Origin of the sequence: Finegoldia sp. BIOML-A2 (assembly GCF_009678315.1) — a bacterium.
Taxonomy (GTDB): domain Bacteria; phylum Bacillota; class Clostridia; order Tissierellales; family Peptoniphilaceae; genus Finegoldia; species Finegoldia magna.
The window spans coordinates 38,643-62,011 of the sequence record NZ_WKZE01000008.1; the positions used below are offsets into that span (position 1 = coordinate 38,643).

Genomic DNA, 23,369 nt, shown 5'->3' on the forward strand with positions numbered 1-23,369 from the left:
ATATGGAACAAATTAAAGGCAATAAACTGGGATTTAAAACTTTCAAATATTTGAAAGTTAACGATACAGAAATCAATCTTCCAGATATAGATATAAAAGAATACAGAATAGACTCTGATCCAGTAGAATCATTAGACAACAAAGATTTTGGCGTGTGTCAAGAAGCTTTGGATATGAACGAAAAATCGGGAAATCTATTCAAAAAATATAGAACAGAAGAAAATCAAGTAAAAGATTTCGGAGTTATCGATTTGGTAACTGACAGAGAATATGATATTTTGTTGGATACTCACAAAATTGTAGCCGAAAAGAACTCAAGCTTAAGAGTTGTACTTGATTATAGAGACAATGACGAAAATAAGAAATTCAGAAGTTCAGTAATAGAAATCAATGCCAAAGAAAATAGCAATGTGGAAGTTTTTGTTATTCAAACAGAAAAAAACACCACAGCATTGGAATCAGTTATATTAAACTTAGATGAAGAAAGTAACGTCATCCTAAGCCAATACGAATTAGGAAGCAAGGACAATTATGTCAATACTAAAGCTAATTTGAATGGCAAACATTCTAACTTGGATATCAACAGTATTTACTTCACACATGGAGATAATTCATTGAATATGCTTTATGAAATCAATCATTTCGGCAAAGAATCCAAATCTTCATGTATCGTAAATGGTGCATTAAAAGAAACATCTTATAAAAACTTCAAGTCAACTCTTGATTTCAAAAAAGGATCCATGGGATCTACAGGAACAGAAGAAGAATACGCAGTATTGTTATCAGATGATGCAAAAAGCTTGTCAGTTCCAATACTTTTAGCAGGAGAAGACGACGTTATAGGTAATCACGCAGCAAGTGCAGGTAAGATAGATGCCGATATGCTATTTTATATAATGAACCGTGCTATATCCAGAGATGTAGCAGAAAGTATGATAGTTGAATCCAAATTTAGCGAATCATTAAGCAGATTAGATGACGAAAACTTGGAAAACAAACTACTTTCATTCATCAGAGAAAAAATGGCAAAGAGGGAATTGGATGTTAGATAAAAAACAAGTAGAAGATATAAGAAAGGACTTTTTGTATTTGGATAAAGAATACAAAAATCCGATAGTTTATTTGGACAATGCAGCTACCAGCCAAAAACCGATTCAAGTCATAGATAGCGTAAGTGAATTTTACAAATACGAAAATGCAAATCCTCACAGAGGAGCACACACATTGAGCGTTTTATCTACAGATGTATACGAATCTGGAAGAGAAAAAATCGCCAAATTCATCAATGCAGCAGATTCTTCAGAAGTAGTGTTCACAAGAAACACCACAGAATCTTTAAATTTATTAGCTTATTCGTACGGCTATGAATATTTAAAAGAAGACGATGAAATAGTCATATCAATAATGGAACACCACAGTAATTTAGTAACTTGGCAGGAAGTGTGCAAAAAAACACATGCAAAATTAAAATACATGTATGTTGACAAAGAAAATATGCAATTGGATTTTGAAGAATTCAAGAAAACAATCACTGAAAAAACGAAAATTTTCTCAATAACACAAGCATCAAACGTAGTGGGAACTATGCCAGATGTCGAAAAAATGATAAAATACGTTAAATCAATTAACAAAGATTGTATATGCATCGTGGATTCTGCACAATATATTCCACATAACAAAGTTGATGTACAACAATTAGGTTGTGATTTCTTAGTATTTTCAGGTCACAAAATGCTTAGCATAATGGGAGTTGGAATACTTTATGGAAAGAAAGAATTATTGAACAACTTAAAGCCTTTCTTGTACGGTGGAGATATGATTGAATATGTGTTTGAAGATAAATCATCATACTTGGATGCTCCAGGAAGGTTTGAAGCAGGAACACAAGATGTAGGAGCGGTAAAATCATTAATAACAGCGATAGATTACATCGAAAAAATCGGAATAGAAAATATTAGAGATTATGAAAAAGCATTAATGGATTATGCTTATGACAAAATCAAACAAAAATCCGACATCATCGATGTATACACAACAAGTGACACTCATAGATCACCAGTTTTAGATTTTAACTTCAAAGAAGCTCACCCACATGATGTTGCAAGTATTATGGATAGTTACGGAATTGCAATTAGAAGTGGACACCATTGTGCACAACCACTTCACAGATATTTGAAGACAAATTTCTCATGCAGAGCAAGCTTTGCATTCTATAATACATTTGAAGAAGTTGACTTTTTCATTGAACATCTTGAAGACGTAAGGAGATTGATGAGAATTGGAACTAGGTAGTTTATATACAGAATTAATATTGGAAAAAAGCAGGGATAAATCAAACAGACGTGAATTGGAACATCCAACTCATTGTGAGTTGGGACACAATCCAAGCTGTGGAGATGAAATCACATTGCAACTAAAAGTTCAAGATGATACAATCGAAGACATTGCATACACTGGAATGGGATGTGCCATATCACAAGCATCCACATCCATAATGTGCGATGTAATCAAAGGAAAATCAGTAAGTGATGCAATAGACTTGTGCAACAAATTCATATCCATGATAAAAGGAGAAATCACTGACAGAAAAGAACTAAAAGTTCTGAAAGATGCAGTTTGCTTCCAAAGCATATCCACATTACCAGCAAGAGTAAAATGTGCAGTTCTTTCATGGTATACATTAAAAGATATGCTTGAAAACGACAAATCAGAAGGTTCATTTATTCCTGATTAATAGACAATAAAATAGATAATAAATTTTTAACTGGTGAAACGTGTGTTTCATCAGTTTTTTTATTAAACAAAAAAAGAGATAACTCACAACGAGTTATCTCTTAATTTAATTAATCAATTATTAGAAAGCTTTGAATCTTTCTACTTTATCCTTGTCGATTCCATGTTTTTCATTATAAGTCATTTTTGTTGTACTAATCATGAATGGAACGCCATCGATTTTACGAGCTTCTAGGAAGTTTACAACTTTTGTGTAATCTCCTGAATTTTTTCCACCTTTTTTCATTATTTTCATAATTGAGTATGGGTGTTCTGGTTCTTTAATTGTGATTAGTGAAGAATTTGGTTTATCGAATGCTTTTTGAACGATATCTTCGAATTCTTCTGTGTCGATACCATGAATTAAATAGTATTCAGCATCTTCGTCCATGCTTTCTAATCCTTTAACTTGTACTGATTTGAATTGTTTCTTAGCAATTCCCATCATAATAGCTAATAATTGTCTGATTCCTGTTGATCTATGTCCTGAAATAATAATATTTTCGTGGTTTTCAATTGCTTTTTCGATGAATTCTGCTTGTTGTTCATCTAAAAATTCTGAATCCACAAATCTTTTTATCATTGGGTGCATAAAATTCCTCCTTATGTTTGATTTAATAACAATAATATTCTACCACATATTCAATAAAATATCATACTATTTTATTGAATAATTCTATTGTTCTAGTTCCATAATGTCTTTTAAGCCGTCAGTGTATTTGATGTCGTTGTTTTCTAATACCCAAAATGCTTCAACTCCATCGATAGAGTCCACCAATTTTCTTCCTTCTTCGTAATTCATGACAAATACTGTTGTAGATAGGAAATCTGCAAGTCCAGAATCTTTTGTGACGATTGTCACTGATTTAAAATGATCCGCTGGATTAAGTGTATCTGGATCAATTATGTGGTGGTATTTTTTGTTGTTGTAAACGTAAAATCTTTGGTAATCACCACTTGTAACCATAGATGTTGTTTCTGGTATTTTCAAGATTGCGACGTATTGTTTCTCTGGTTCTTCATTCAAATTAGGATTTTGGATTGCAACTACCCAGCTGTCTTTTCCTTTTATAATTGGTTTTCCAATTGTTCTGACGTTTCCACCTGCTGAAATAATTCCTGATTTTAGTCCACGTTTTTCTACTTCTTGGGCTATTTTTTCTGTGGCGTATCCTTTTGCAGTAGCTCCCAAGTCAAGTCTTGAATCTTTATCTTTCAAGAAAACTGTGCTATTTTGTTCATCCAAAACGATGTTGTCGATACTTGTGTGAAGATTTTTTTCTTTCAAAACATCTGCTGATGGTATTTCAATTTTTTTCTTTTCAAGAGCATTGTCTCTGTATTTTTTCCACAAATCAGTTACAGAACCAAATGCGATGTTTGTTTTCTTATTGTATTTGGAATAATCTTCTACTGACCATTTGATTAAATCAAACAAATCCTTGTCGACTTTTACAGGTTTAATTCCTGCGTTATCGTTGATTGTCTTTGCGTTATCCACGCCATCAAAATTTTCGTAAGTGCTGTATAGTTTGTGAAGTCTGTCAAATTCATCGTTGATAAACTTGGAATACTCATTGAATTCTTTTTCAGATTTTGTATACAAACTATATCTTATTACTGTGTCAAATTTGTCATAAAGTGTGGCTTCGTGTTTCTCAAAATCTTTAGACGAAGATTCAGCATTTTCATTTACCTGTGGTGCTGGATCTTTTGGAACTGGTTTATTTTCAGTTTTGTTTTGAGAACAGCCAACTAACATTGTTAATGTTAAAAATACTAATATAAATTTTTTCATATAATCACCACATACATTATATCAAATTTTGGGAAATAATTTGACATCTTTGACTTATTTTAACATTATATGCTTCAAAAATTCCTGTTTTATAGTATAATGGTAGTGATAATTTTTTAGGAGATGAATAATGAAGAAAGCTATTATACTTTCTGCCGGAGAAGGCACTAGAATGAAATCTCACAACTCAAAAGTTTTACACAAACTTTTGAACAAGACTATGATTGATTATGTCATGGATGCTTGTGATTTTGTGGATCAAAAAATAGTAGTCGGCGGAAATAATTACGATATTTTAAGAGAAAACTTAGATGAAAGTATTCATCTAGTAAAACAAAATATAGGAGAGCAATATCCTTATGGAACAGGATATGCCGTTAAATTATGTTTGGATGAAATAAATGACGACGATAAAGTTATTATTTTAACGGGAGATACTCCATTAATAAAGCAAGAAACGTTGAAGAAGTTTTTTGATTTCCATGAACAACAAAATTCCGTTGCAACAGTTCTTACAAGTGAAATCGACGATCCATTTGGATATGGAAGAATTGTAAAGGACGAAAATGGTAATTTGCTCAAAATCGTTGAGCAAAAAGACTGCAATGATGAGCAATTATTAATAAAAGAATTCAACAGCGGCATGATGATTGTAAACGGCGATGTGTTGAAGATGTCGATTGAAAAAATCGGTACAGATAATTCAAAAGGCGAGATGTATTTGACAGATATTTTCGAAATCATCAGAAATGACGGCAAAATTATCAAAACATTTAAACATTCTGATGTAAACGAAACTTATGGAATAAATACAAAAGCCCAATTGTATTTCTGTGAAGAAATTTTGAAACAAAGAGTTAATGAAAAATACATGGAAGATGGCGTTGTAATTTCAAATGCAGATTCTGTAATCATAGAACCATCCGTAAAAATAGGAAGGGACACTGTGATTATTGGACCTTGCAGGATTTACGGAAACACTGAAATAGGCAGCGATTGTTTAATTAAAGGCGATTGTGAAATTGTGGATTCTAAAATCGATGACAACGTGGTTATTAAATCATCATACATCGAAAATTCTGTCGTAGGAAAAAATACGGACATCGGACCTTTTGCTCATTTGAGACCAAACAGCGTTTTGAAAGAAAATGTTCATATTGGAAACTTTGTTGAAATCAAAAACTCAACTGTTGGCAATAAAACAAAAGCAGGTCACTTGGCTTATGTTGGAGATAGTGATTTGAAGGAAAATATCAACATAGGTTGTGGAGTAATTTTCGTGAATTACGATGGCAAGAACAAGCACAGATCTGTGGTTGAAGACAATGTGTTTGTCGGTTCTAATTCAAATGTGATTGCTCCTGTGACTTTGAAAAAGGACAGCTTCATTGCTTGTGGTACTACAATTACTGAGGATGTTGAAGAAGGTGCACTTTCAATTGGAAGAAGCCGCCAAGAAAACAAAAAAGATTGGGTTTATAAGAAAAAAAGATAGAAATGGAATGATTATATGTATTTAATCGCAGGACTGGGTAATCCAGGAAGTAAGTACGAATACACAAGACACAACGCCGGATTTATGGTTATAGATGATTTGGCAAAAAAATTGAATATTAAGGTGAACAAATTAAAATTCAAATCGTTGATTGGTGAGGGATTTATCGGAAACGAAAAAGTGATTTTGATGAAACCTTCAACGTATATGAATGATTCTGGAAAAGCTATCTTGGATTGTTTTAATTATTATAATTTATCAGCAGAAAATCTCATTGTTATTTGCGATGACATTGATATTCCTTTCGGAACTATTAGGATAAAAAAGAAAGGCTCCGCAGGAACTCACAATGGGTTAAAATCCATTATATATCTTATTCAATCTCAAGATTTTGCAAGAATAAAGGTATCTGTCGGTCAAAATGACAACAATTACGATTTGAAGGATTTTGTGTTGTCGCAATTTAGCAAGAAGGAATTCGAAGTTTTAGAAAAAGAAATTGACATGTCAAGTGATGCGGCTATCAAAATAGTAGAAGAAAATGTCGATTATGCTATGAACAACTTCAATGGGAAAAGCTTGATATGAATTTTCTAACTAAAATTTACGAGGATAACACAGAATTTCAGGGATATTTAAATTCTTTATCATCTGATAATTCGTCTATTTACATTCACGGTGTCATTAAGGAAGCTTTTGCAAGTTTCGTGTATGCAACATCCAAAAACATAGATAAACCTCTTGTCGTAGTTGTAGAAGACAATATGAGAGCAAGAAATTTGACAGAATATCTCAATGATATTGAAGATAATATTTGCGAATTTTTTCCAAGCAGAGAACTTAACTTGTACAACGCAAGATCACTGGACGATAATGCAGAAGATCAAAGAGTAAATGTGTTGTTCAAATTATTAAACAACGAAAAATTCATCATAGTTACTACATTTGATGCTTTAACGAAGAAAATCACAAAAAAATCCGTTGCAAAAAAATACGCATTTACAATCAAAGATACTGATTTGATAAATTTGGAAGAACTTCAAGAAAAGTTGAAGGTGTTGAAGTACGAAAGAGTAGACACCATAGAATCCAAGGGACAATTTGCCATAAGAGGTGGAATTGTAGATATTTTTCCAGTACACAGCAGATTTCCTGTGAGAATTGAATTGTTCGATGACGAGATAGATTCTATGAGGTTTTTTGAAGTATCAACTCAAAGATCAATTGAAGATTGCAAGTTCATCGACATCATTAGTTGCAGCGAACTTATTATTGAAGAATCAAAGAAAGAATCCATAATCAATTCTATTCAGAAAAATCTGGATAAAAGGGTTAATCATCCAATTTTTGGAGAAAATGTAGACAATGTCAAGGACAAATTCGAAAAGTTGATGGAATACATCAGGAGTGATTTGGAATACGAAATCGACTTGGTATCATGTTTTCTTACAAAAAAAGATTATGATACTGTGTTTGATTATTTTTTAGATGACAGCATAATGCTGATTGAAGATTTGTCCAGATGTTATGATATTTACAAGGAAAAAGAAAAAAGATTTTTGGAAGATTTCGTGTATTTGGTTGAAAAAGGAGAAGTTTTATCCAAACACGAACAATCACTTATTCCAATTTCCGATATTTTGAAATTGATAAAATCAAAAAAATCTGTCAACATTACAAGTTTGGTCAAAAGAACTAGACTTATCGAATCAAATGCGATGTATCAGCTTAAAACATTGGAAGCGCCAAACTTTAACAAGAATATCGATAGTTTGGTTGAAAACATCAAATCCAACAGTTTAAGGGGATTCAAGCAAATCGTGTTTGCGGCAAATGTTGAACGAAAAAACATGCTCAAGGATTTGTTCTTAACTAATGGAATTCCAACTCTTGAAGCTGAAGATTATAATGCAAATATCAAATCGTCGCAGGTTTTGATTACTCAGAAGAATTTGCCAAATGGTTTTGAAATAAAAGATCCTAAGTATTTGATAATTACTTATAAGGAAATTTTCGGACGCGAAAAACAAATTCGAAAACGTAAGAAGAAAAAAAGTACCGGTCAGGATATTGTCAATTATTCTGATTTGAATATCGATGATTATGTGGTACACGAAAATCACGGGATTGGTCAGTACAAGGGAATTGAAAAAATAGATGTAAATGGAATACAAAAAGATTACATTGTAATTCAATATAAAGCAAATGACAGGCTGATGATTCCAACGGATCAGATGAATTTGGTCCAAAAATACATCGGCGGTGGCAACATCAAAAAACCTTCATTAAATAAATTAAGTGGAAATGATTGGGCAAAGGCAAAGCAAAAAGCTAAGAAATCAGTCGATGAAATGGCAGATGATTTGGTTGAATTATATTCAAAAAGAGCCAAGTTAAAAGGATATCAGTTTTCTCAAGATACTGAATGGCAAAGAGAGTTTGAAGATTCATTCCCTTATGAAGAAACAGATTCTCAAGTAAGATCCATTGAAGAAATCAAAACTGATATGGAATCTGACAGACCAATGGATAGGTTATTGTGTGGTGATGTTGGTTACGGAAAAACAGAAGTTGCAATCAGAGCTTGTTTTAAAGCTATAATGGACGGTAAACAAGTTGCATTCTTAGTTCCGACGACAATTCTTGCACAACAACATTTCAATACAATTAAAGAACGATTCAGAGATTATCCTATAAGAGTTGAAATGATGAGTAGATTCGTCTCTCCAGCACGTCAAAAACAAATAATGAAGGATGTGCAAAGAGGTCTTGTAGATTTATTGGTGGGTACTCATAGAATTCTGTCTAAGAATTTGAAATTCAAAGATTTGGGATTATTAGTAATTGATGAAGAGCAAAGATTTGGTGTGAGACACAAAGAAAAATTAAAATCTATGAGAGAAAATGTAGATGTGCTTACACTGTCAGCAACTCCAATTCCTAGAACTTTACAGATGGGTTTGACGGGAATTAGGGATATGAGTTTATTGGAAGAACCACCAGAAGACAGAACTCCGATATCAACTTATGTTACAGAGTACAATCCTAGTTTGATAAGAGATGCAATAATCAGAGAACTTGACCGCGGTGGACAGATATATTTTGTGTATAATAGAATAGAAGATATTGATCAGATGGAATTTAAATTGAAAGAATTGGTTCCTGAATTAAACATAGCGATAGCTCATGGTAGAATGAATGAAAAAGAGCTAGAAAATGTAATGCTAGACTTCCAAGATGGAATTTATGATTTACTATTGTGCACAACTATTATAGAAACAGGTCTTGACATACAAAATGTCAACACAATGATAATTTATAATGCAGATAAGATGGGCTTGTCGCAATTGTATCAATTAAAGGGACGTATTGGACGATCTGATAGAACTTCGTTTGCTTATTTCACATATGAAGGGCAAAAATCATTGACCGAAATTTCCGAAAAACGACTTATGGCAATAAAAGACTTTACAGAATTTGGATCTGGTTTTAAAATCGCAATGAGGGATTTGGAACTCAGAGGAGCTGGAAATCTTTTGGGAGAAAGCCAACATGGTCACATCGCAAAAATCGGTTATGATTTGTATGTGAAGCTTTTGGAACAAGCAGTCAGAGAAGCCAAGGGAGAGACTATTTCTGAAAATAAGAATACAGTCACAATCGAAATCAAAGTCAATGGATACATTCCTGAAGATTATATTTCTGAGAATGAAACAAAGATTGATATCTACAAAAAAATCGCATCTATTCAAGATGAAGATGATTATTCTGAAATAATTGATGAATTAATCGACAGGTTTGGAGATGTTCCTAAGCCTATCGTTAATATAATGGATGTATCTATAATCAAAGCGTTCTGTGCTAAATTATCCATTGAAAGTATAAAAGAAATAAAGGGAGAACTTTTCTTGCAATTTTCTTCTCCTGACAAAATTTCATTAGAAACATTAAAATACTTGACAGAAAATTACAAAAAAGAAATGAGATTTGATTTGTCAGAAAAACCTAAAATCATTTTGGGATTTGAGGACAAAAATTTAAGAGATCCTATCGAAGTATTATCGATACTTTTGAAGGATAATGAGAAATAATTGGAGGAAAAATGAAGAAATTTTTAGCAATTGTATTAGCTGTGATGATGGTAATGGTAACAGGATGTTCTAAAAAACCAGACGGAGCAGTGGCAAAGATTGGCAAAGAATACATCTACCAAAAAGATGTGGACAAGGTAATGGAAGATTACAAACAGTATTATGGACAAGATATTTTCAACCCTAATACAGAACAAGGTAAGGAAGCTTTGAAGCAAATCCAACCTAAAATCATTGATATGCTAATTAACGAAAAAATCGCAAACAAATTAATGAAAGATAAAAAAATTGAAGTGTCTGATAAGGAAGTTCAAGCAGAAGTTGACAAGCTTCAAAAACAATTAGGTGGAGCAGACAAGTTCAAAGAACAACTAAAAAAAGAAAATATGACAGAACAAGCTTTGAAAGAACAAATCGAAAAACAATTGAAAAACAAAAAACTTTCTCAACAATTTGAAAAAGACTTCAAACCATCTGACAAAGAAATCAAAGACGAATTTGACAAAAACTTAGACACTTATACTCAATATAATGCAGATCACATTCTTTTCTCTGGTAAGGATGACAAGGGTAAAAACTTGGACGACACTAAGCTTAAAGCAAAATCAGAATTGGCAAACAAAACTTACGAAGAAGTAAAAGATGGTAAGAACTTCAATGAAGTTGCCAAAGCAAAATCAGAAGATCCATCAGCTAAGCAAAATTCTGGTAAATTAGGTGATTTCTTATCATCTACAATGGTAAAAGAATTTTCTGATGCATTGAAGAAAATGAAACCAGGTGAAGTTTCAAAACCTGTTAAGACAGAATTTGGATATCACATCATCAAACTTAACAGCAAAGTTACTGAATTAGATAAGATGACTGATGCAAATAAACAAAATGTTAAGACAGCAATTTCCAACAAAATTATCCAAGAAAAAGTTCAAAAAGAATTTGAAAAACAAAAAAAGGATATGGGCGTAAAAATTTACTAATTTTTAATAAAAAAACGCTGTTTTTTCAGTCAAAACACTTGAAATAAAAAAAATATTACTGTATACTGTATTTAAAATAGGTTTTAACTATTTTGAAAATTTAAGGAGGAAAAGATGAATAAATCTGAATTATTAACTAGTATAGCTAAAAAAAGTGAGCTATCAAAAGTAGAAAGCGAAAGAGCTTTAAACGCATTCATTAAAACTGTTGAAGAAACATTAGCAAAAGGTGAAAAAGTACAATTAGTAGGATTTGGTACATTTGAATCAAGAGAAAGAAAAGCTCGTGAAGGAAGAAACCCAAGAAATCCTGAAGAAAAAATTCAAATTCCTGCATCAAATGCGCCTGTATTTAAAGCTGGTAAATCTTTAAAAGAAGCAGTTAACAAGAAAAAGAGTAAATAGTTTATAAATCAGGCCTATGGCCTGATTTTTTATTATTAAACTTTTAATTATCAAAGAAAGATTGATTATGATTTACGATTTTTATATTAACAAAGACATAAAGGATAGATTTAGAATTTTATCGGATGATAAGCTTATTTATTCTGGATACAAGGAAGGAAATAGTACTTCGTTTTTTGATGCATTCATTGGGTCAAGCTTTGACAAAGGCTCAAACTTTGTGTTTTACGATGAAAACGAAGATGTCGTGATGAAGGTTGAGCGTATTTTTTATGATAATAACAAAAAATACGTAATAAATTCCAAGAATGTCAATTTTACATTAGAGTCTGACATGTCTAACACTATTAAATACGACAACGACAAAGTAATTGATATTTCTGATTTTAAACATATCAATGTACTAGATTTTGGCAATATAGAATTAAACAAGAAAGGTTTCAGCATCTACGAAAAGTTTACATTGGATATAAAGGATGAAAAATACACATTCGTTGTCATTGCTGTGGCTTTGTTTATATGGGATGTATATATTAAAGAAAGATTAGGATTTATAAAATAATGAGTAAAACGGATTTTTTTGTAAAAAATTTTGGTAATAGACATGAAGCCAAGAAGAAAATCATTTCAATTTTGTTGGCTAACTTATTGGCTGCCGTTGCGATTGACTTTTTCTTCAGTCAAAAGAACTTCTTGAGTGGTGGTTCTACTGGTATTGGATTGTTGGTTCAATATATGACTGGAATTCCTACAGGAGTTACAGTGTTCTTACTTAATATTCCAATTATGATTATTGGATACAAATACTTAACTAGACAATTTGTAAATTACGCAGCGATTTCTACCATTGTGTTGTCAATTTATTTGACATTGTTCCACTATCTTCCAAATCCATTTATCTTAAAAGATGATATGCTTGTAGCTGTGGTTGGTGGAGCGATAAATGGCACGTCGATGGGTACGCTTTTTAGATTTGGTACATGCAGTGGTGGTTTGGATATCATAGCTGCTATTATGAAAAACGAAAAAGATATTTCAATAGGAAATGTACTTATGGCTTGTAATGCAGTAATCATAGCTATAGGTAGTGCATTGTATGGTATTGATAAAGGATTTTATACTATTATTTCGATGTTTGTAGCTTACAGAGTTTTGGATAAAATCGAATTGGGAATAGGTGAAACTAAACAAGTTTTTGTGATAACTTCTAAGAACGAAGAAGTTGCTTCAATTATTATGCAAGATATGAACCGCGGTGTTACTTTCTTACACGGAGAAGGTGCTTATTTGAATAACGAACAAGAAGTTATTTTCTGTGTATTAAAAAGAGCACAAGTTGCGTATTTGAAGAAGAAATTGAAAAAGATTGACCCTCGTGCATTTATTACGGTAAATGACGCATACGAAGTATTGGGTAAAGGATTCGAAAGAGAAGAATATTAAGGAGTGGTATTATCAAAAACTTATTAATAGCACAATCAGGTGGACCGACATGTGCCATCAATGCAACATTGGCTGGTTGTTATAAAAAAGCAATTGAGCTAGGATTTGACAATGTGTACGGAGCCTTATACGGTGTGCAAGGATTGCTAGATTCTAAAATCATAGATATGAAAGCACAAATCAAAACAGATGAAGATTTGAACAGATTAAAAATCACTCCAGCAAGTGCATTGGGATCTTGCAGATACAAAGTAGACAGCGAAGAAAAACTTGCAAAAATCGTGGAAATTTTGAAATCATTTAACATTAATTATTTTATCTACATTGGTGGTAATGACTCAATGGACACGGTGTATCAATTATCCAAATACATCGAAAAAATTGGAGAAGATATTAATGTAATGGGCTCTCCGAAAACAATCGACAATGACTTATTCGGAACTGACCATACACCAGGATTTGGTTCTGCAGCGAAGTTTGTAGCAAATTCTGTCTATGAAATAGCAAAAGATGTAGAAATCTACGACTACAGAACTATAACTATTGTTGAAATCATGGGACGATACGCTGGATGGTTAACAGCAGCAGGAGCAATCTCCAAGAAACTTTGTAACCTTGGAGCAGATCTTGTGTATATAAGTGAAGATACATTTGAATTTGATAACCTAGTCAAGGAAATCAATGAAAACTTCAAAAGAACGGACAACATTTTGATTTTAGTAAGTGAAGGTATTAAAGATTCTTCCAATAACTTCATATCTAAAACATCTGGCAAGAAAGACAAGTTCGGCCATGCACAATTACAAGGACCATCTCACATAATCAGAGATAAATTAAAAGAAATTTATGATATGCCAATTAGAAGTATTGAACTGAACATACTTCAACGATGTGATATGTCATTTGCATCCAAGACTGACATTGAAGAATCATTTGAAGTTGGGGAATTTTCTGTAGAATGTGTAGAAAATCATTCAGGTAAAATGGTCGGAATCAAAAGAATTTCCAACAAACCTTACAAGACAGAATTCGAACTTGTCGATATAGAAAAAGTTGCCAACAAAACCAAAATGATAATTCCAAAATACACAGACAGCCATTTTCAAATCGACGACGAATTTATGGACTACATTCTTCCTTTAATTGAAGGAGAAATCGACGTAGAATACAAAAATGGAATAGCACAATACTTTGCATTCGACAAAGAAGATATTGTGAAATTGTAAAATCAAGAGCAGAGTTGGTAATAATTCTGCTCTTTTTTAAAAAATTGTAAAAAACACTTTACAAACCAAGCTGATTGTGCTATCATAGAAAGGTAGTCGTGGTTCATTAGCTCAGATGGTAGAGCACCTGACTTTTAATCAGGGTGTCCCGGGTTCGAGTCCCGGATGAGCCACCAATAGCCGAGCTTTTTGTAGCTCGGTTTTTTTAATTTGAGGTGAAAAATGTATTTAATTGTATCCGCATTGATATTATTATTTTTATTAATATCAATATCGTACAAAATCAACATAGTACAATACGAAATAAAATCTGAAAAGATTGACCGTGATATGGACATATTATTCTTATCGGATCTTCATTCATGCGATTATGGAATAAATCAAAAGAAATTAATGGATAAAATAAAATCGGTCGATTGTGATGTGATTTTGTTGGGTGGAGATATTGTAGATGACAAATTAAAACCCAAAAAAGCATTTGAATTACTGGAACAATTGCAACAACTGGATAAAAAGATATACTACGTTCACGGAAATCATGAAAAAAGAATAGAAAACCTGGTAGAAATAGATGAGACAATCAAAAATTATAATGTGCAAATTCTCGGTAATGAAGAAGTGTTCTTATCAAATAACATTAAACTTATCGGAGTGGACGATTCATCTGGAGAAATATTGGAAAACTATGAAAACAAATTAGATGATTTAGATGAAAAATTAAATTCAGAAAATTTTAATATATGTTTGATTCACAAACCAGATTATTATTTCAAGAAAAATCTGAAAAATTTTGATTTGATGATATCAGGTCACACTCACGGTGGACAATGGAGGATTCCTTATATCTTAAATGGATTCATATCTCCGGGTCAAGGTTTGTTTCCAAAATATGCAGGGGGAAGGTATAGCGACGATTATACACTTATAGTGTCACGCGGACTAGCCAAGGAAAAGACGGTCGTTCCAAGGATATTTAATCGACCAGAAATTAATTTAATAAAATTAACAAAAATCAACAATAGTTAAGAAAAGTATACAATGCTTGGAAAACTATTGTTTTTTTATTTTAGTGTACTAAAATATAATTAAAGGTAAATAAATTATTACTTGACAACGAAAGGAGACAATATGAAATACACAATGAAAAAGCTATTTGCAACTATGGCTGTAGTATTTGTTGTAATAGCTGGACTTAATGCTAGTCTTGTAAACAAATCAGAAACGATTTCGAGTTCAGGGATAGAAGTCGATGACGATTTTAAGTACATTTCAGTATCACATGAAAATGTAGGTGGAGAAATGGAATATGAAAAATCTGGCTACAAGGGAGTACTGAAAAAATCAATACGTCCAGACTATGAAGAAGAGGGTAGGTTGTATTACAGATACTCTGGGAATTTAAAGAAACAATAAGGAGACAAAAATGTTTACTTACAAACTAAAAAAATTATACAGATACAGGCTGATTCCATTTTTGATTTTGTTTTCTATTACCATGGGTATTGTCGCTTTTTTTCTACATTTTAATACAACCAACCATGCGTTTGATTTTCTCATTTCAAGTGATATCTCCATTTCTAATAATATTAGTTGGGATGAGCTGATCATCAAAAAAACTGATTGGAAGAAAGTAACTCCAGAAGAACCAGACAAAAAAAGCTACGAAGACCACAAAGCGTACCTTAATCAAGGGAAAAATATACTACAAAACTTGATGAAAGCTCATGGACTTGACGAAAACTACAAGTATAATAAGTATAATTATAATGAAAAGGATATCATAAAGTACACTAATGAATTAGATGCTCTGGATAATAAGTACCATACAGACGAGAACATGGATAATCCTAAGGAGCTCAGGAGAGCTGTACTGAATGGAGAAGGCTACATAAATTTCTTGAAAGAGAGAAACTCCGTAGAAGATAGATTGATTGACGAGAATGATAATCACAGTTTCAGCAAAGTGATATTTGATGAAGCTGGTGTGATTTTTGGAGCTATGCCGATAATTCTACTAGGATTTGTGATGATTTTTGCAATGAGAGAAGATGATATAACCAGCGTAACATCGAATTCCAAAATCAAGGATGTGGCAAATGATTTTGGTATTATTATGTGTATGATTGTGATGTATATTTTCATTTCATTGTTGACAGTATTTGTGTCATCTTTAATAACTGGAAATGGCGTGGGCGATTTAACATATCACTACGACTCTACATTTGTTATTAGGACTGTTAAAGACAGAGTTGGTTCGATAAGAGAATACTCATACGTTATGAGAACGCCTTTGTCTACATTTTTTAAGAGTGTATTCCCTTTTGCGTTAATCACTATGGCGTTTGGATTTGCGTTTTCTTTTGTTGATAAACTTATACAAAATACCAAAGCAAAATATTTTACTTTGGTTTTAATAATGAGTTTGCTATTGGTTGATTTTAATTTCTTCAATCATGCATATAATCCTCTAAGCTTGTTTAAGTCGTTTTCGTTAAAACCGGTGATTGCTACAGTGGTTATGCTTTTGATAACAGCAATAGGTACGATTTTTTTGAACAGGAGAAAAGAATTCACATCACATGATACATACAAAGACAGAAATGTATTCAACTTAAAAGGTTCCATTAAAAACCGTGTAGTATCATTTAATGGATTTTTGATATTGTTTGTTGTGTGTGCTATTTTAGTTGGAAATATCTGCTTGCAAAACAACTGGCATAATTTTAATTCAATTCAAACTAAAAACTATAACCATCTTAATTCTGCATTAGAAAATTTGGTTTATAGGGATATTGATGAGATTAAGGCAAAGTACGGCAATAGCAAAAGGGCAAAGGAAATGATAGATTCCCATTCAGATGCTTTGGAATTTTACGAAAATGAGAACAAATACTTCGAAGCTTATGAAAATAGATACAAATCTCCCCAAGAGTTCAGCAATTTAAATAAGGTAAGGGTAACTGAATTTAATGGTTTTCATTTTCAAGGAACAGGAAGTGAAACAACTGGAATGGTGGACGTATTCAACGATTTTGCACTTGAAGGAGCATTCTTCAAACAAAAATACATGATAACCAATAACATTATGCCAACTGACAAATATTATATTCCGGAATTAGGAATTGATTATAATCCTTTTGATGTGGATAGTTTCAAGGGAACTTTGCCTAAAATCAATTACTACATTACTCATGGTATATCAGAGAGAAATAATGCTTTTGCGATGTTACATGATTATTTTTATCTCAAATTTAATGTGATTTTAATAATATTTGCGTTACTGCTGTTCACATCTACGATTATCAAATCGAATAAACAGCTTGAACTTAAATCGGTACTTCCTGTAAGTCGAATAAAATCGTACAAATCTAAGATTATAGAAAGCGTAATATATGCGATTGGTATAAACATCATGGCAGCATTGATATTATTCTTAGCTGGTGGTTTTATGGGTGGATTTGCAGATAGTGATTTTCCAATTATTAACTATATTGTGGACGGTGGAATTATTTACTCAAATGTCGGTCCATTTCTGGTGTATATACTAGAATCTTTTACAATAACTGTGTTGTTTACGATATTTATCAGTATGTTTGTAAATGCTATGTACACTGCTACTAACAAGCTATTTACGATATTAATATCAATGATTGCACTGATAATTCCATTTACCGCAATTAAATACATGGGAGTAATCGGATCTTTTATTCCATTTAACTATGTGGATTCGGGATTTGTATCTACGGGATTTTTGTCGGCGTTGATAAGACAGAATTCTTACACGATGGTGATGGCTGTTGTAGTTCTTGTGATTAGTTCAATATTGTTTTATGTATTGGGTAGAGTTTCATTTGGCAGGAGGAAATAATGTTAGAAGTAGTAAATATTGAAAAAAGTTACGGAAAGAAAAAGATACTTCACGATATATCTTTTAGTATTGAAAAAGGACAAATCAAAGCTTTGGTAGGACCGAATGGCTCTGGTAAGACTACTTTGATGAATACTATGACCAATCTTCTCAAAAGAGATGGCGGACAAGTTTTGGTAGACGGCAAAGAGTTTAAGGATGAGAAGATTTTTAATCATATTTCTTTTTTCAAAGATGAGAATATCTTGGATGAAAACTTGTACGGCATGGATTATTTGAATTATATCAAAAATGTCTATAAAAGAACCAAGGATGATGTGGATAGGGTTATCAAAGAAATAGGAATCGAAAGTTTCGTAAAGAGTAAAACTGGGTCGTATTCGTTGGGAATGAAAAAGAAGTTGATGCTTGCGATGGATTTCTTGCCACAAAGAGATATTATATTGCTTGATGAACCACTTTCTGGTCTTGACCCAACTAGCGTTATCAAAATGATGGCTCTTATTAAACAAAAAGCGAATGATGGACAGGGAATTTTAATATCCAGTCACTCTTTAAATGATATCGACGAAATAACTAATAACATTTTGTTCTTAAAAGACGGGAAGATTTTGGAAGAAGTTTTGGAAAATGAAAAATTCATAGAGATTATTTCAAGCGATAACGAAAAATTATCATCTGTTTTGAATTCAAAGGGTTTTAATATGGATAAAAATATGATAAGCTTAAACAACAGTAGTATTAATGATATTTTGTCTGTTATTATAGAAAATAATATTGAGATTTTGGATATCAAAAGACGTTCGAAAACTTCTCAAGAACGATACAAAGAAATTTTTGGAATTTAAAATAAAAATATGCAAAAAACTAAGAATTTGTTTGACATATCATAATGTTAATGATAGAATATACAAGGATAAATAAGAATATCTTGTATATTCTTTTTTTATGCATAAAATAATTTCAGGAGGTGGAAAATTTGCCAACAATTAATCAATTAGTAAGACAAGGAAGAAAATCTAAAACTTACAAATCTGATTCACCAGCTTTGAGTCGTAACTTCAACAGCATCAAAAAAAGCTATACAGAAGCTAACTCACCTCAAAAAAGAGGCGTATGTACTTCAGTAAGAACTATGACTCCTAAAAAGCCTAACTCAGCACTTCGTAAGGTTGCCAGAGTTCGTTTAACTAATGGTATGGAAGTTTTATCTTACATTCCAGGTATCGGACACAACCTACAAGAACACAGTGTTGTATTAATCAGAGGTGGTAGAGTAAAGGACTTACCAGGGGTAAGATACCACATTGTCAGAGGTGCTTTGGATACTGCAGCTGTTCAAAACAGAATGCAAGGTCGTTCAAAGTACGGTGCTAAGAAACCAAAGAAATAAAACAAAAACAAAAGGTATTAGTGTGAATAAAAGATTTTAATATACATTTATAGCACAGCGATGTAATTCGAGTACCTGAGAAATACTAAATAGTAAGGAGGGAAGCGAAGTGCCAAGAAAAGGACATGTTCAAAAAAGAGAGGTAATGCCAGATCCAGTTTACGATGATAAGACAGTTACTAAGCTTATCAACAACATTATGTTAGACGGAAAAAAAGGTACTGCCCAAAAAATTGTTTATGGTGCTTTTGATATTATCAAAGAAACTACAGGAGAAGATGCTCTTGAAGTATTCTACAAAGCAATGAACAATATTATGCCTATCTTAGAAGTTAAGACTAGAAGAATAGGTGGAGCTAACTACCAAGTTCCTATCGAAGTTAGACCAGAAAGAAGACAAACTTTAGGTTTGAGATGGTTAACAACTTATACAAGAGCTCGTGGTGAAAAAACTATGGTTGAAAAGTTAGCTAAAGAAATCATGGATGCAGCTAATAACACTGGTGCATCAGTTAAGAAGAGAGAAGACGTACACAAGATGGCTGAAGCTAATAAGGCTTTTGCACATTATAGATACTAATCTATCGGAAAGTAAGTAAGGAGAAAAAATGGCTAGACAAGTTTCATTAAAAGATACAAGAAACATTGGTATAATGGCCCATATTGATGCCGGTAAAACGACAGTTACTGAACGTATTTTATACTATTCAGGTAAAATCCATAAAATTGGGGACACTCACGACGGTGCCGCTCAAATGGACTGGATGGTTCAAGAACAAGAAAGAGGTATTACAATTACTTCTGCAGCAACAACTTGTTTCTGGAAAGGTAACAGAATCAATATTATCGATACACCGGGTCACGTTGACTTCACAGTTGAAGTAGAAAGATCTCTTAGAGTTCTTGACGGTTCAGTTGCTTTATTCGATGCAAAAAGCGGTGTAGAACCACAATCAGAAACTGTTTGGAGACAAGCTGATAAATATGGCGTACCAAGAATTTGCTTCATCAATAAAATGGACGCAACAGGCGCTGATTTCTTTATGTCTGTTGACACTATTAGAGAAAGATTGAGAGCAAATGCTGTACCTATCGAAATTCCTATCGGAGCTGAAGATAAATTCGTAGGTGTAGTTGATCTTATTACAATGAAGGCTAATATCTACAAAAACGAACTAGGAACAGAATTCACTGTTGAAGATATTCCAAGTGACTTAGTAGAAGTAGCTGAAAAATATAGAGCAGAATTATTAGAAAACATAGCAGAACACGATGAAGAGTTAATGGAAAAATACCTTGAAGGTGAAGAATTAACTGAAGAAGAAATCAAAAGAGCTATAAGAACTGCAACAATTGCTAATGCAATGAACCCTGTACTTTGTGGTTCTGCATATAAGAACAAAGGTGTTCAACCATTATTGGACGCTATCGTTGATTATATGCCAGCACCAATTGATGTACCTGACATCAAAGGTGTAGATCCTCAAACTGATGAACCAACTACAAGAAAATCATCAGATGAAGAACCATTTGCAGCATTAGCATTCAAAATCGCAACAGACCCATACGTTGGTAAACTTGCATTCACAAGAATTTACTCAGGAACTGTTGAATCAGGAAGCTATGTTTACAACTCAACAAAAGGTAAGAGAGAAAGAATTGGTCGTATCTTAATGATGCACGCTAACAAGCGTGAAGAAATCGAAAAAGCATACGCTGGAGACATCGTAGCTATCATCGGTTTAAAAGATACAACAACAGGGGACACTTTATGTGATATGGATAGCGAAGTTATCCTTGAAAACATGGAATTCCCAGATCCAGTAATTTCTGTAGCAATCGAACCTAAAACAAAAGCAAGTCAAGAAAAAATGGGTATCGCTCTTGCAAAACTTGCAGAAGAAGACCCAACATTTAGAACATACACAGACGAAGAAACTGGCGATACTATCATTTCTGGTATGGGTGAACTTCACCTTGAAATTATCGTTGATAGACTTTTACGTGAATTCAAAGTAGAAGCTAACATTGGTAACCCACAAGTTGCTTACAGAGAATCAATCACTCAAGCAGCTGAAGCTCAAGGAAAATACGTTAAACAATCAGGTGGTCGTGGACAATACGGTGATTGTACTCTTAGAGTTGAACCACTTGACAACCCAGAAGAATCAAATGGTATCGAATTTGTTAACGCAATTGTCGGTGGTGCTATTCCAAAAGAATACATCCCATCAGTTCAAGCAGGTGCTGAAGAAGCAGCTCAAACAGGTATCTTAGGTGGATATCCAATGCTTGACATGAAGATTACTCTTTTAGATGGTTCTTACCACGATGTCGACTCATCAGAAATGGCATATAAAATTGCCGGATCTATGGGCTTCAGAGCAGCAGTTGCTAAAGCAAAACCAATCTTATTGGAACCAGCGATGAAAGTTGAAATCACAACTCCAGATGAATATTTGGGAGATGTAATGGGAGACGTTTCATCAAGAAGAGGTAAGATTGACGGTATGAATCCTAAAAATGGTGTACACGTATTAGATGCGTTTATTCCATTGGCAGAAATGTTTGGATATGCAACAGACTTAAGATCAAAAACTCAAGGTCGTGCAACATATTCAATGCAATTCGATCATTATGAACAAGTTCCTAACTCAATTTCAGAAGAAGTTATAGGAAAAAAGAATAATAAATAGGAGGCTTATAAATGAGTAAAGCTAAATTTGAAAGAAATAAACCACACGTAAACATTGGTACAATCGGTCACGTAGACCACGGTAAAACAACATTAACAGCAGCAATCACACTTGTATTAAACAAGAGAATGGGCTCAGGAGAATTCGTAGACTACGCTAACATCGACAAAGCACCAGAAGAAAGAGAAAGAGGAATCACAATCAACACTTCTCACGTAGAATACGAAACAGAAAAAAGACACTACGCACACGTTGACTGTCCAGGTCACGCTGACTACGTTAAAAACATGATCACAGGAGCAGCACAAATGGACGGAGCAATCCTAGTAGTAAGTGCAGCAGACGGTCCAATGCCACAAACAAGAGAACACATCTTGTTAGCAAGACAAGTAGGCGTACCAAAAATCGCAGTATTCTTAAACAAAGAAGACCAAGTAGACGATCCAGAACTAATCGAATTAGTTGAAATGGAAGTACGTGATCTATTAAACGAATACGAATACGAAGGAGACGACACACCAATCGTAGTAGGATCAGCATTAAAAGCATTAGAAGATCCAGACGGAGAATGGGGAGACAAAATCATGAAATTGATGGAAGAAGTAGACGAATGGATCCCAGCTCCAGTAAGAGACGTTGACCACCCATTCCTAATGCCAGTAGAAGACATCTTCACAATCACAGGACGTGGAACAGTAGCTACAGGTAGAGTAGAAAGAGGAAAAGTAAAAGTAGGAGACAACGTAGAAATCGTAGGACTTACAACAGAAAAAAGAACAGTAGTAGTAACAGGTGTAGAAATGTTCAGAAAACAACTTGACGAAGCAGAAGCAGGAGATAACATCGGAGCATTACTAAGAGGTGTACAAAGAGAAGACATCGAAAGAGGACAAGTATTAGCAGCACCTGGAACAATCCACCCACACACAAAATTTGAAGCAGAAGTATACGTATTAACAAAAGAAGAAGGTGGAAGACACACACCATTCTTCTCAGGATACAGACCACAATTCTACTTCAGAACAACAGATGTAACAGGAAACATCGCATTAGAAGAAGGCGTAGAAATGGTAATGCCAGGAGATAACGCAAAATTCATAATCGAATTAATCACTCCAATCGCAATCGAAGAAGGATTAAGATTTGCCATCAGAGAAGGCGGAAGAACAGTAGGAGCTGGCGTTGTTTCTAAAATTATAGAATAA

Annotated in this window: 21 protein-coding genes and 1 tRNA gene; 20 read left to right on the plus strand and 2 right to left on the minus strand. The window is 33.2% G+C overall.

Annotated features, from left to right (window positions below):
* Positions 1-2 precede the first annotated feature (2 nt).
* Genes GKF99_RS07030 through sufU form a run of 3 tightly spaced genes read left to right on the plus strand, consistent with a single transcriptional unit; the run spans position 3 to position 2,734 of the window.
* Complete coding sequence (locus GKF99_RS07030; protein WP_154272996.1) at positions 3-1,052, plus strand: SufD family Fe-S cluster assembly protein; 1,050 nt, start codon at positions 3-5, stop codon at positions 1,050-1,052.
* Positions 1,042-2,292 carry a SufS family cysteine desulfurase gene (locus GKF99_RS07035; RefSeq protein ID WP_154272997.1) on the plus strand — a complete coding sequence of 417 codons (1,251 nt, stop codon included), beginning with the start codon at positions 1,042-1,044 and terminating at the stop codon, positions 2,290-2,292. Before GKF99_RS07030 ends, GKF99_RS07035 begins: the two co-directional genes overlap by 11 nt.
* Entirely contained in the window at positions 2,279-2,734 is a 456-nt protein-coding gene (sufU, locus tag GKF99_RS07040) for a Fe-S cluster assembly sulfur transfer protein SufU (RefSeq protein WP_094205424.1), read from the plus strand. The genes GKF99_RS07035 and sufU overlap by 14 nt, the downstream gene beginning before the upstream one ends.
* A 120-nt stretch (positions 2,735-2,854) precedes the next feature.
* Here sufU and GKF99_RS07045 read toward each other — a convergent pair whose 3' ends face one another.
* Together GKF99_RS07045 and GKF99_RS07050 are read right to left on the minus strand one after the other, a co-directional pair.
* Positions 2,855-3,355: a hypothetical protein gene (locus GKF99_RS07045; RefSeq protein ID WP_241673586.1), complete on the minus strand. Its 501-nt coding sequence runs from the start codon at positions 3,353-3,355 to the stop codon at positions 2,855-2,857.
* A gap of 93 nt (positions 3,356-3,448) precedes the next feature.
* Positions 3,449-4,570, minus strand: coding sequence for an FAD:protein FMN transferase (locus GKF99_RS07050; RefSeq protein WP_154272999.1), 1,122 nt, complete (start codon positions 4,568-4,570; stop codon positions 3,449-3,451).
* A gap of 130 nt (positions 4,571-4,700) precedes the next feature.
* On the opposite strand from GKF99_RS07050, the gene glmU reads away from it, so the two are divergent.
* The 17 genes from glmU (at position 4,701) to tuf (ending at position 23,369) form a co-directional block, all read left to right on the plus strand.
* Positions 4,701-6,065, plus strand: coding sequence for a bifunctional UDP-N-acetylglucosamine diphosphorylase/glucosamine-1-phosphate N-acetyltransferase GlmU (gene glmU / locus GKF99_RS07055; protein WP_154273000.1), 1,365 nt, complete (start codon positions 4,701-4,703; stop codon positions 6,063-6,065).
* Between the two features lie 15 nt (positions 6,066-6,080).
* Positions 6,081-6,653 carry an aminoacyl-tRNA hydrolase gene (gene pth, locus GKF99_RS07060; RefSeq protein WP_154271958.1) on the plus strand — a complete coding sequence of 191 codons (573 nt, stop codon included), beginning with the start codon at positions 6,081-6,083 and terminating at the stop codon, positions 6,651-6,653.
* Complete coding sequence (gene mfd, locus GKF99_RS07065; protein WP_154273001.1) at positions 6,650-10,156, plus strand: transcription-repair coupling factor; 3,507 nt, start codon at positions 6,650-6,652, stop codon at positions 10,154-10,156. The genes pth and mfd overlap by 4 nt, the downstream gene beginning before the upstream one ends.
* A gap of 11 nt (positions 10,157-10,167) precedes the next feature.
* On the plus strand, positions 10,168-11,133 hold the full coding sequence (locus GKF99_RS07070; RefSeq protein WP_094206926.1) for a peptidylprolyl isomerase: 966 nt from the start codon (positions 10,168-10,170) through the stop codon (positions 11,131-11,133).
* Positions 11,134-11,247: 114 nt separating this feature from the next.
* The gene (locus GKF99_RS07075; RefSeq protein WP_002835383.1) at positions 11,248-11,538 is read left to right on the plus strand and encodes an HU family DNA-binding protein; all 291 of its coding nucleotides are present in this window, start codon (positions 11,248-11,250) and stop codon (positions 11,536-11,538) included.
* Between the two features lie 67 nt (positions 11,539-11,605).
* Complete coding sequence (locus tag GKF99_RS07080) at positions 11,606-12,100, plus strand: hypothetical protein (RefSeq protein WP_094206927.1); 495 nt, start codon at positions 11,606-11,608, stop codon at positions 12,098-12,100.
* Positions 12,100-12,981: a YitT family protein gene (locus GKF99_RS07085; RefSeq protein ID WP_094206928.1), complete on the plus strand. Its 882-nt coding sequence runs from the start codon at positions 12,100-12,102 to the stop codon at positions 12,979-12,981. The genes GKF99_RS07080 and GKF99_RS07085 overlap by 1 nt, the downstream gene beginning before the upstream one ends.
* Before the next feature lie 26 nt (positions 12,982-13,007).
* Positions 13,008-14,207, plus strand: a complete 1,200-nt coding sequence (locus GKF99_RS07090; RefSeq protein WP_172976425.1) for a diphosphate--fructose-6-phosphate 1-phosphotransferase — start codon at positions 13,008-13,010, stop codon at positions 14,205-14,207.
* Positions 14,208-14,307: 100 nt separating this feature from the next.
* Positions 14,308-14,383: transfer RNA gene (locus GKF99_RS07095), tRNA-Lys, on the plus strand.
* A gap of 46 nt (positions 14,384-14,429) precedes the next feature.
* Positions 14,430-15,233 carry a metallophosphoesterase gene (locus GKF99_RS07100; protein ID WP_154273003.1) on the plus strand — a complete coding sequence of 268 codons (804 nt, stop codon included), beginning with the start codon at positions 14,430-14,432 and terminating at the stop codon, positions 15,231-15,233.
* Positions 15,234-15,335: 102 nt separating this feature from the next.
* Positions 15,336-15,620 carry an isoleucyl-tRNA synthetase gene (locus tag GKF99_RS07105; RefSeq protein WP_154273004.1) on the plus strand — a complete coding sequence of 95 codons (285 nt, stop codon included), beginning with the start codon at positions 15,336-15,338 and terminating at the stop codon, positions 15,618-15,620.
* 10 nt (positions 15,621-15,630) lie between these two features.
* Complete coding sequence (locus tag GKF99_RS07110; RefSeq protein WP_154273005.1) at positions 15,631-18,075, plus strand: hypothetical protein; 2,445 nt, start codon at positions 15,631-15,633, stop codon at positions 18,073-18,075.
* Positions 18,075-18,923: an ABC transporter ATP-binding protein gene (locus GKF99_RS07115; RefSeq protein ID WP_154273006.1), complete on the plus strand. Its 849-nt coding sequence runs from the start codon at positions 18,075-18,077 to the stop codon at positions 18,921-18,923. Before GKF99_RS07110 ends, GKF99_RS07115 begins: the two co-directional genes overlap by 1 nt.
* A gap of 131 nt (positions 18,924-19,054) precedes the next feature.
* Positions 19,055-19,468, plus strand: coding sequence for a 30S ribosomal protein S12 (gene rpsL / locus GKF99_RS07120; RefSeq protein WP_002835374.1), 414 nt, complete (start codon positions 19,055-19,057; stop codon positions 19,466-19,468).
* Positions 19,469-19,577: 109 nt separating this feature from the next.
* Positions 19,578-20,048: a 30S ribosomal protein S7 gene (rpsG, locus tag GKF99_RS07125; protein ID WP_002835373.1), complete on the plus strand. Its 471-nt coding sequence runs from the start codon at positions 19,578-19,580 to the stop codon at positions 20,046-20,048.
* Positions 20,049-20,076: 28 nt separating this feature from the next.
* On the plus strand, positions 20,077-22,164 hold the full coding sequence (fusA, locus tag GKF99_RS07130; protein ID WP_094203421.1) for an elongation factor G: 2,088 nt from the start codon (positions 20,077-20,079) through the stop codon (positions 22,162-22,164).
* Between the two features lie 11 nt (positions 22,165-22,175).
* Complete coding sequence (gene tuf, locus GKF99_RS07135) at positions 22,176-23,369, plus strand: elongation factor Tu (RefSeq protein ID WP_154273007.1); 1,194 nt, start codon at positions 22,176-22,178, stop codon at positions 23,367-23,369.

What these genes read in the sequence shown, in the direction of transcription:
- GKF99_RS07075 (WP_002835383.1), top strand. Translation starts at nt 11,248, where the DNA reads ATGAATAAATCTGAATTATTAACTAGTATAGCTAAAAAAAGTGAGCTA.
- GKF99_RS07030 (WP_154272996.1), top strand. Translation starts at nt 3, where the DNA reads ATGGAACAAATTAAAGGCAATAAACTGGGATTTAAAACTTTCAAATAT.
- GKF99_RS07035 (WP_154272997.1), top strand. Translation starts at nt 1,042, where the DNA reads ATGTTAGATAAAAAACAAGTAGAAGATATAAGAAAGGACTTTTTGTAT.
- GKF99_RS07050 (WP_154272999.1), bottom strand. Translation starts at nt 4,570, where the DNA reads ATGAAAAAATTTATATTAGTATTTTTAACATTAACAATGTTAGTTGGC.
- mfd (WP_154273001.1), top strand. Translation starts at nt 6,650, where the DNA reads ATGAATTTTCTAACTAAAATTTACGAGGATAACACAGAATTTCAGGGA.
- glmU (WP_154273000.1), top strand. Translation starts at nt 4,701, where the DNA reads ATGAAGAAAGCTATTATACTTTCTGCCGGAGAAGGCACTAGAATGAAA.
- GKF99_RS07115 (WP_154273006.1), top strand. Translation starts at nt 18,075, where the DNA reads ATGTTAGAAGTAGTAAATATTGAAAAAAGTTACGGAAAGAAAAAGATA.
- GKF99_RS07085 (WP_094206928.1), top strand. Translation starts at nt 12,100, where the DNA reads ATGAGTAAAACGGATTTTTTTGTAAAAAATTTTGGTAATAGACATGAA.
- GKF99_RS07080 (WP_094206927.1), top strand. Translation starts at nt 11,606, where the DNA reads ATGATTTACGATTTTTATATTAACAAAGACATAAAGGATAGATTTAGA.
- fusA (WP_094203421.1), top strand. Translation starts at nt 20,077, where the DNA reads ATGGCTAGACAAGTTTCATTAAAAGATACAAGAAACATTGGTATAATG.
- GKF99_RS07105 (WP_154273004.1), top strand. Translation starts at nt 15,336, where the DNA reads ATGAAATACACAATGAAAAAGCTATTTGCAACTATGGCTGTAGTATTT.
- GKF99_RS07045 (WP_241673586.1), bottom strand. Translation starts at nt 3,355, where the DNA reads ATGATAAAAAGATTTGTGGATTCAGAATTTTTAGATGAACAACAAGCA.
- GKF99_RS07100 (WP_154273003.1), top strand. Translation starts at nt 14,430, where the DNA reads ATGTATTTAATTGTATCCGCATTGATATTATTATTTTTATTAATATCA.
- GKF99_RS07110 (WP_154273005.1), top strand. Translation starts at nt 15,631, where the DNA reads ATGTTTACTTACAAACTAAAAAAATTATACAGATACAGGCTGATTCCA.
- GKF99_RS07070 (WP_094206926.1), top strand. Translation starts at nt 10,168, where the DNA reads ATGAAGAAATTTTTAGCAATTGTATTAGCTGTGATGATGGTAATGGTA.
- pth (WP_154271958.1), top strand. Translation starts at nt 6,081, where the DNA reads ATGTATTTAATCGCAGGACTGGGTAATCCAGGAAGTAAGTACGAATAC.
- tuf (WP_154273007.1), top strand. Translation starts at nt 22,176, where the DNA reads ATGAGTAAAGCTAAATTTGAAAGAAATAAACCACACGTAAACATTGGT.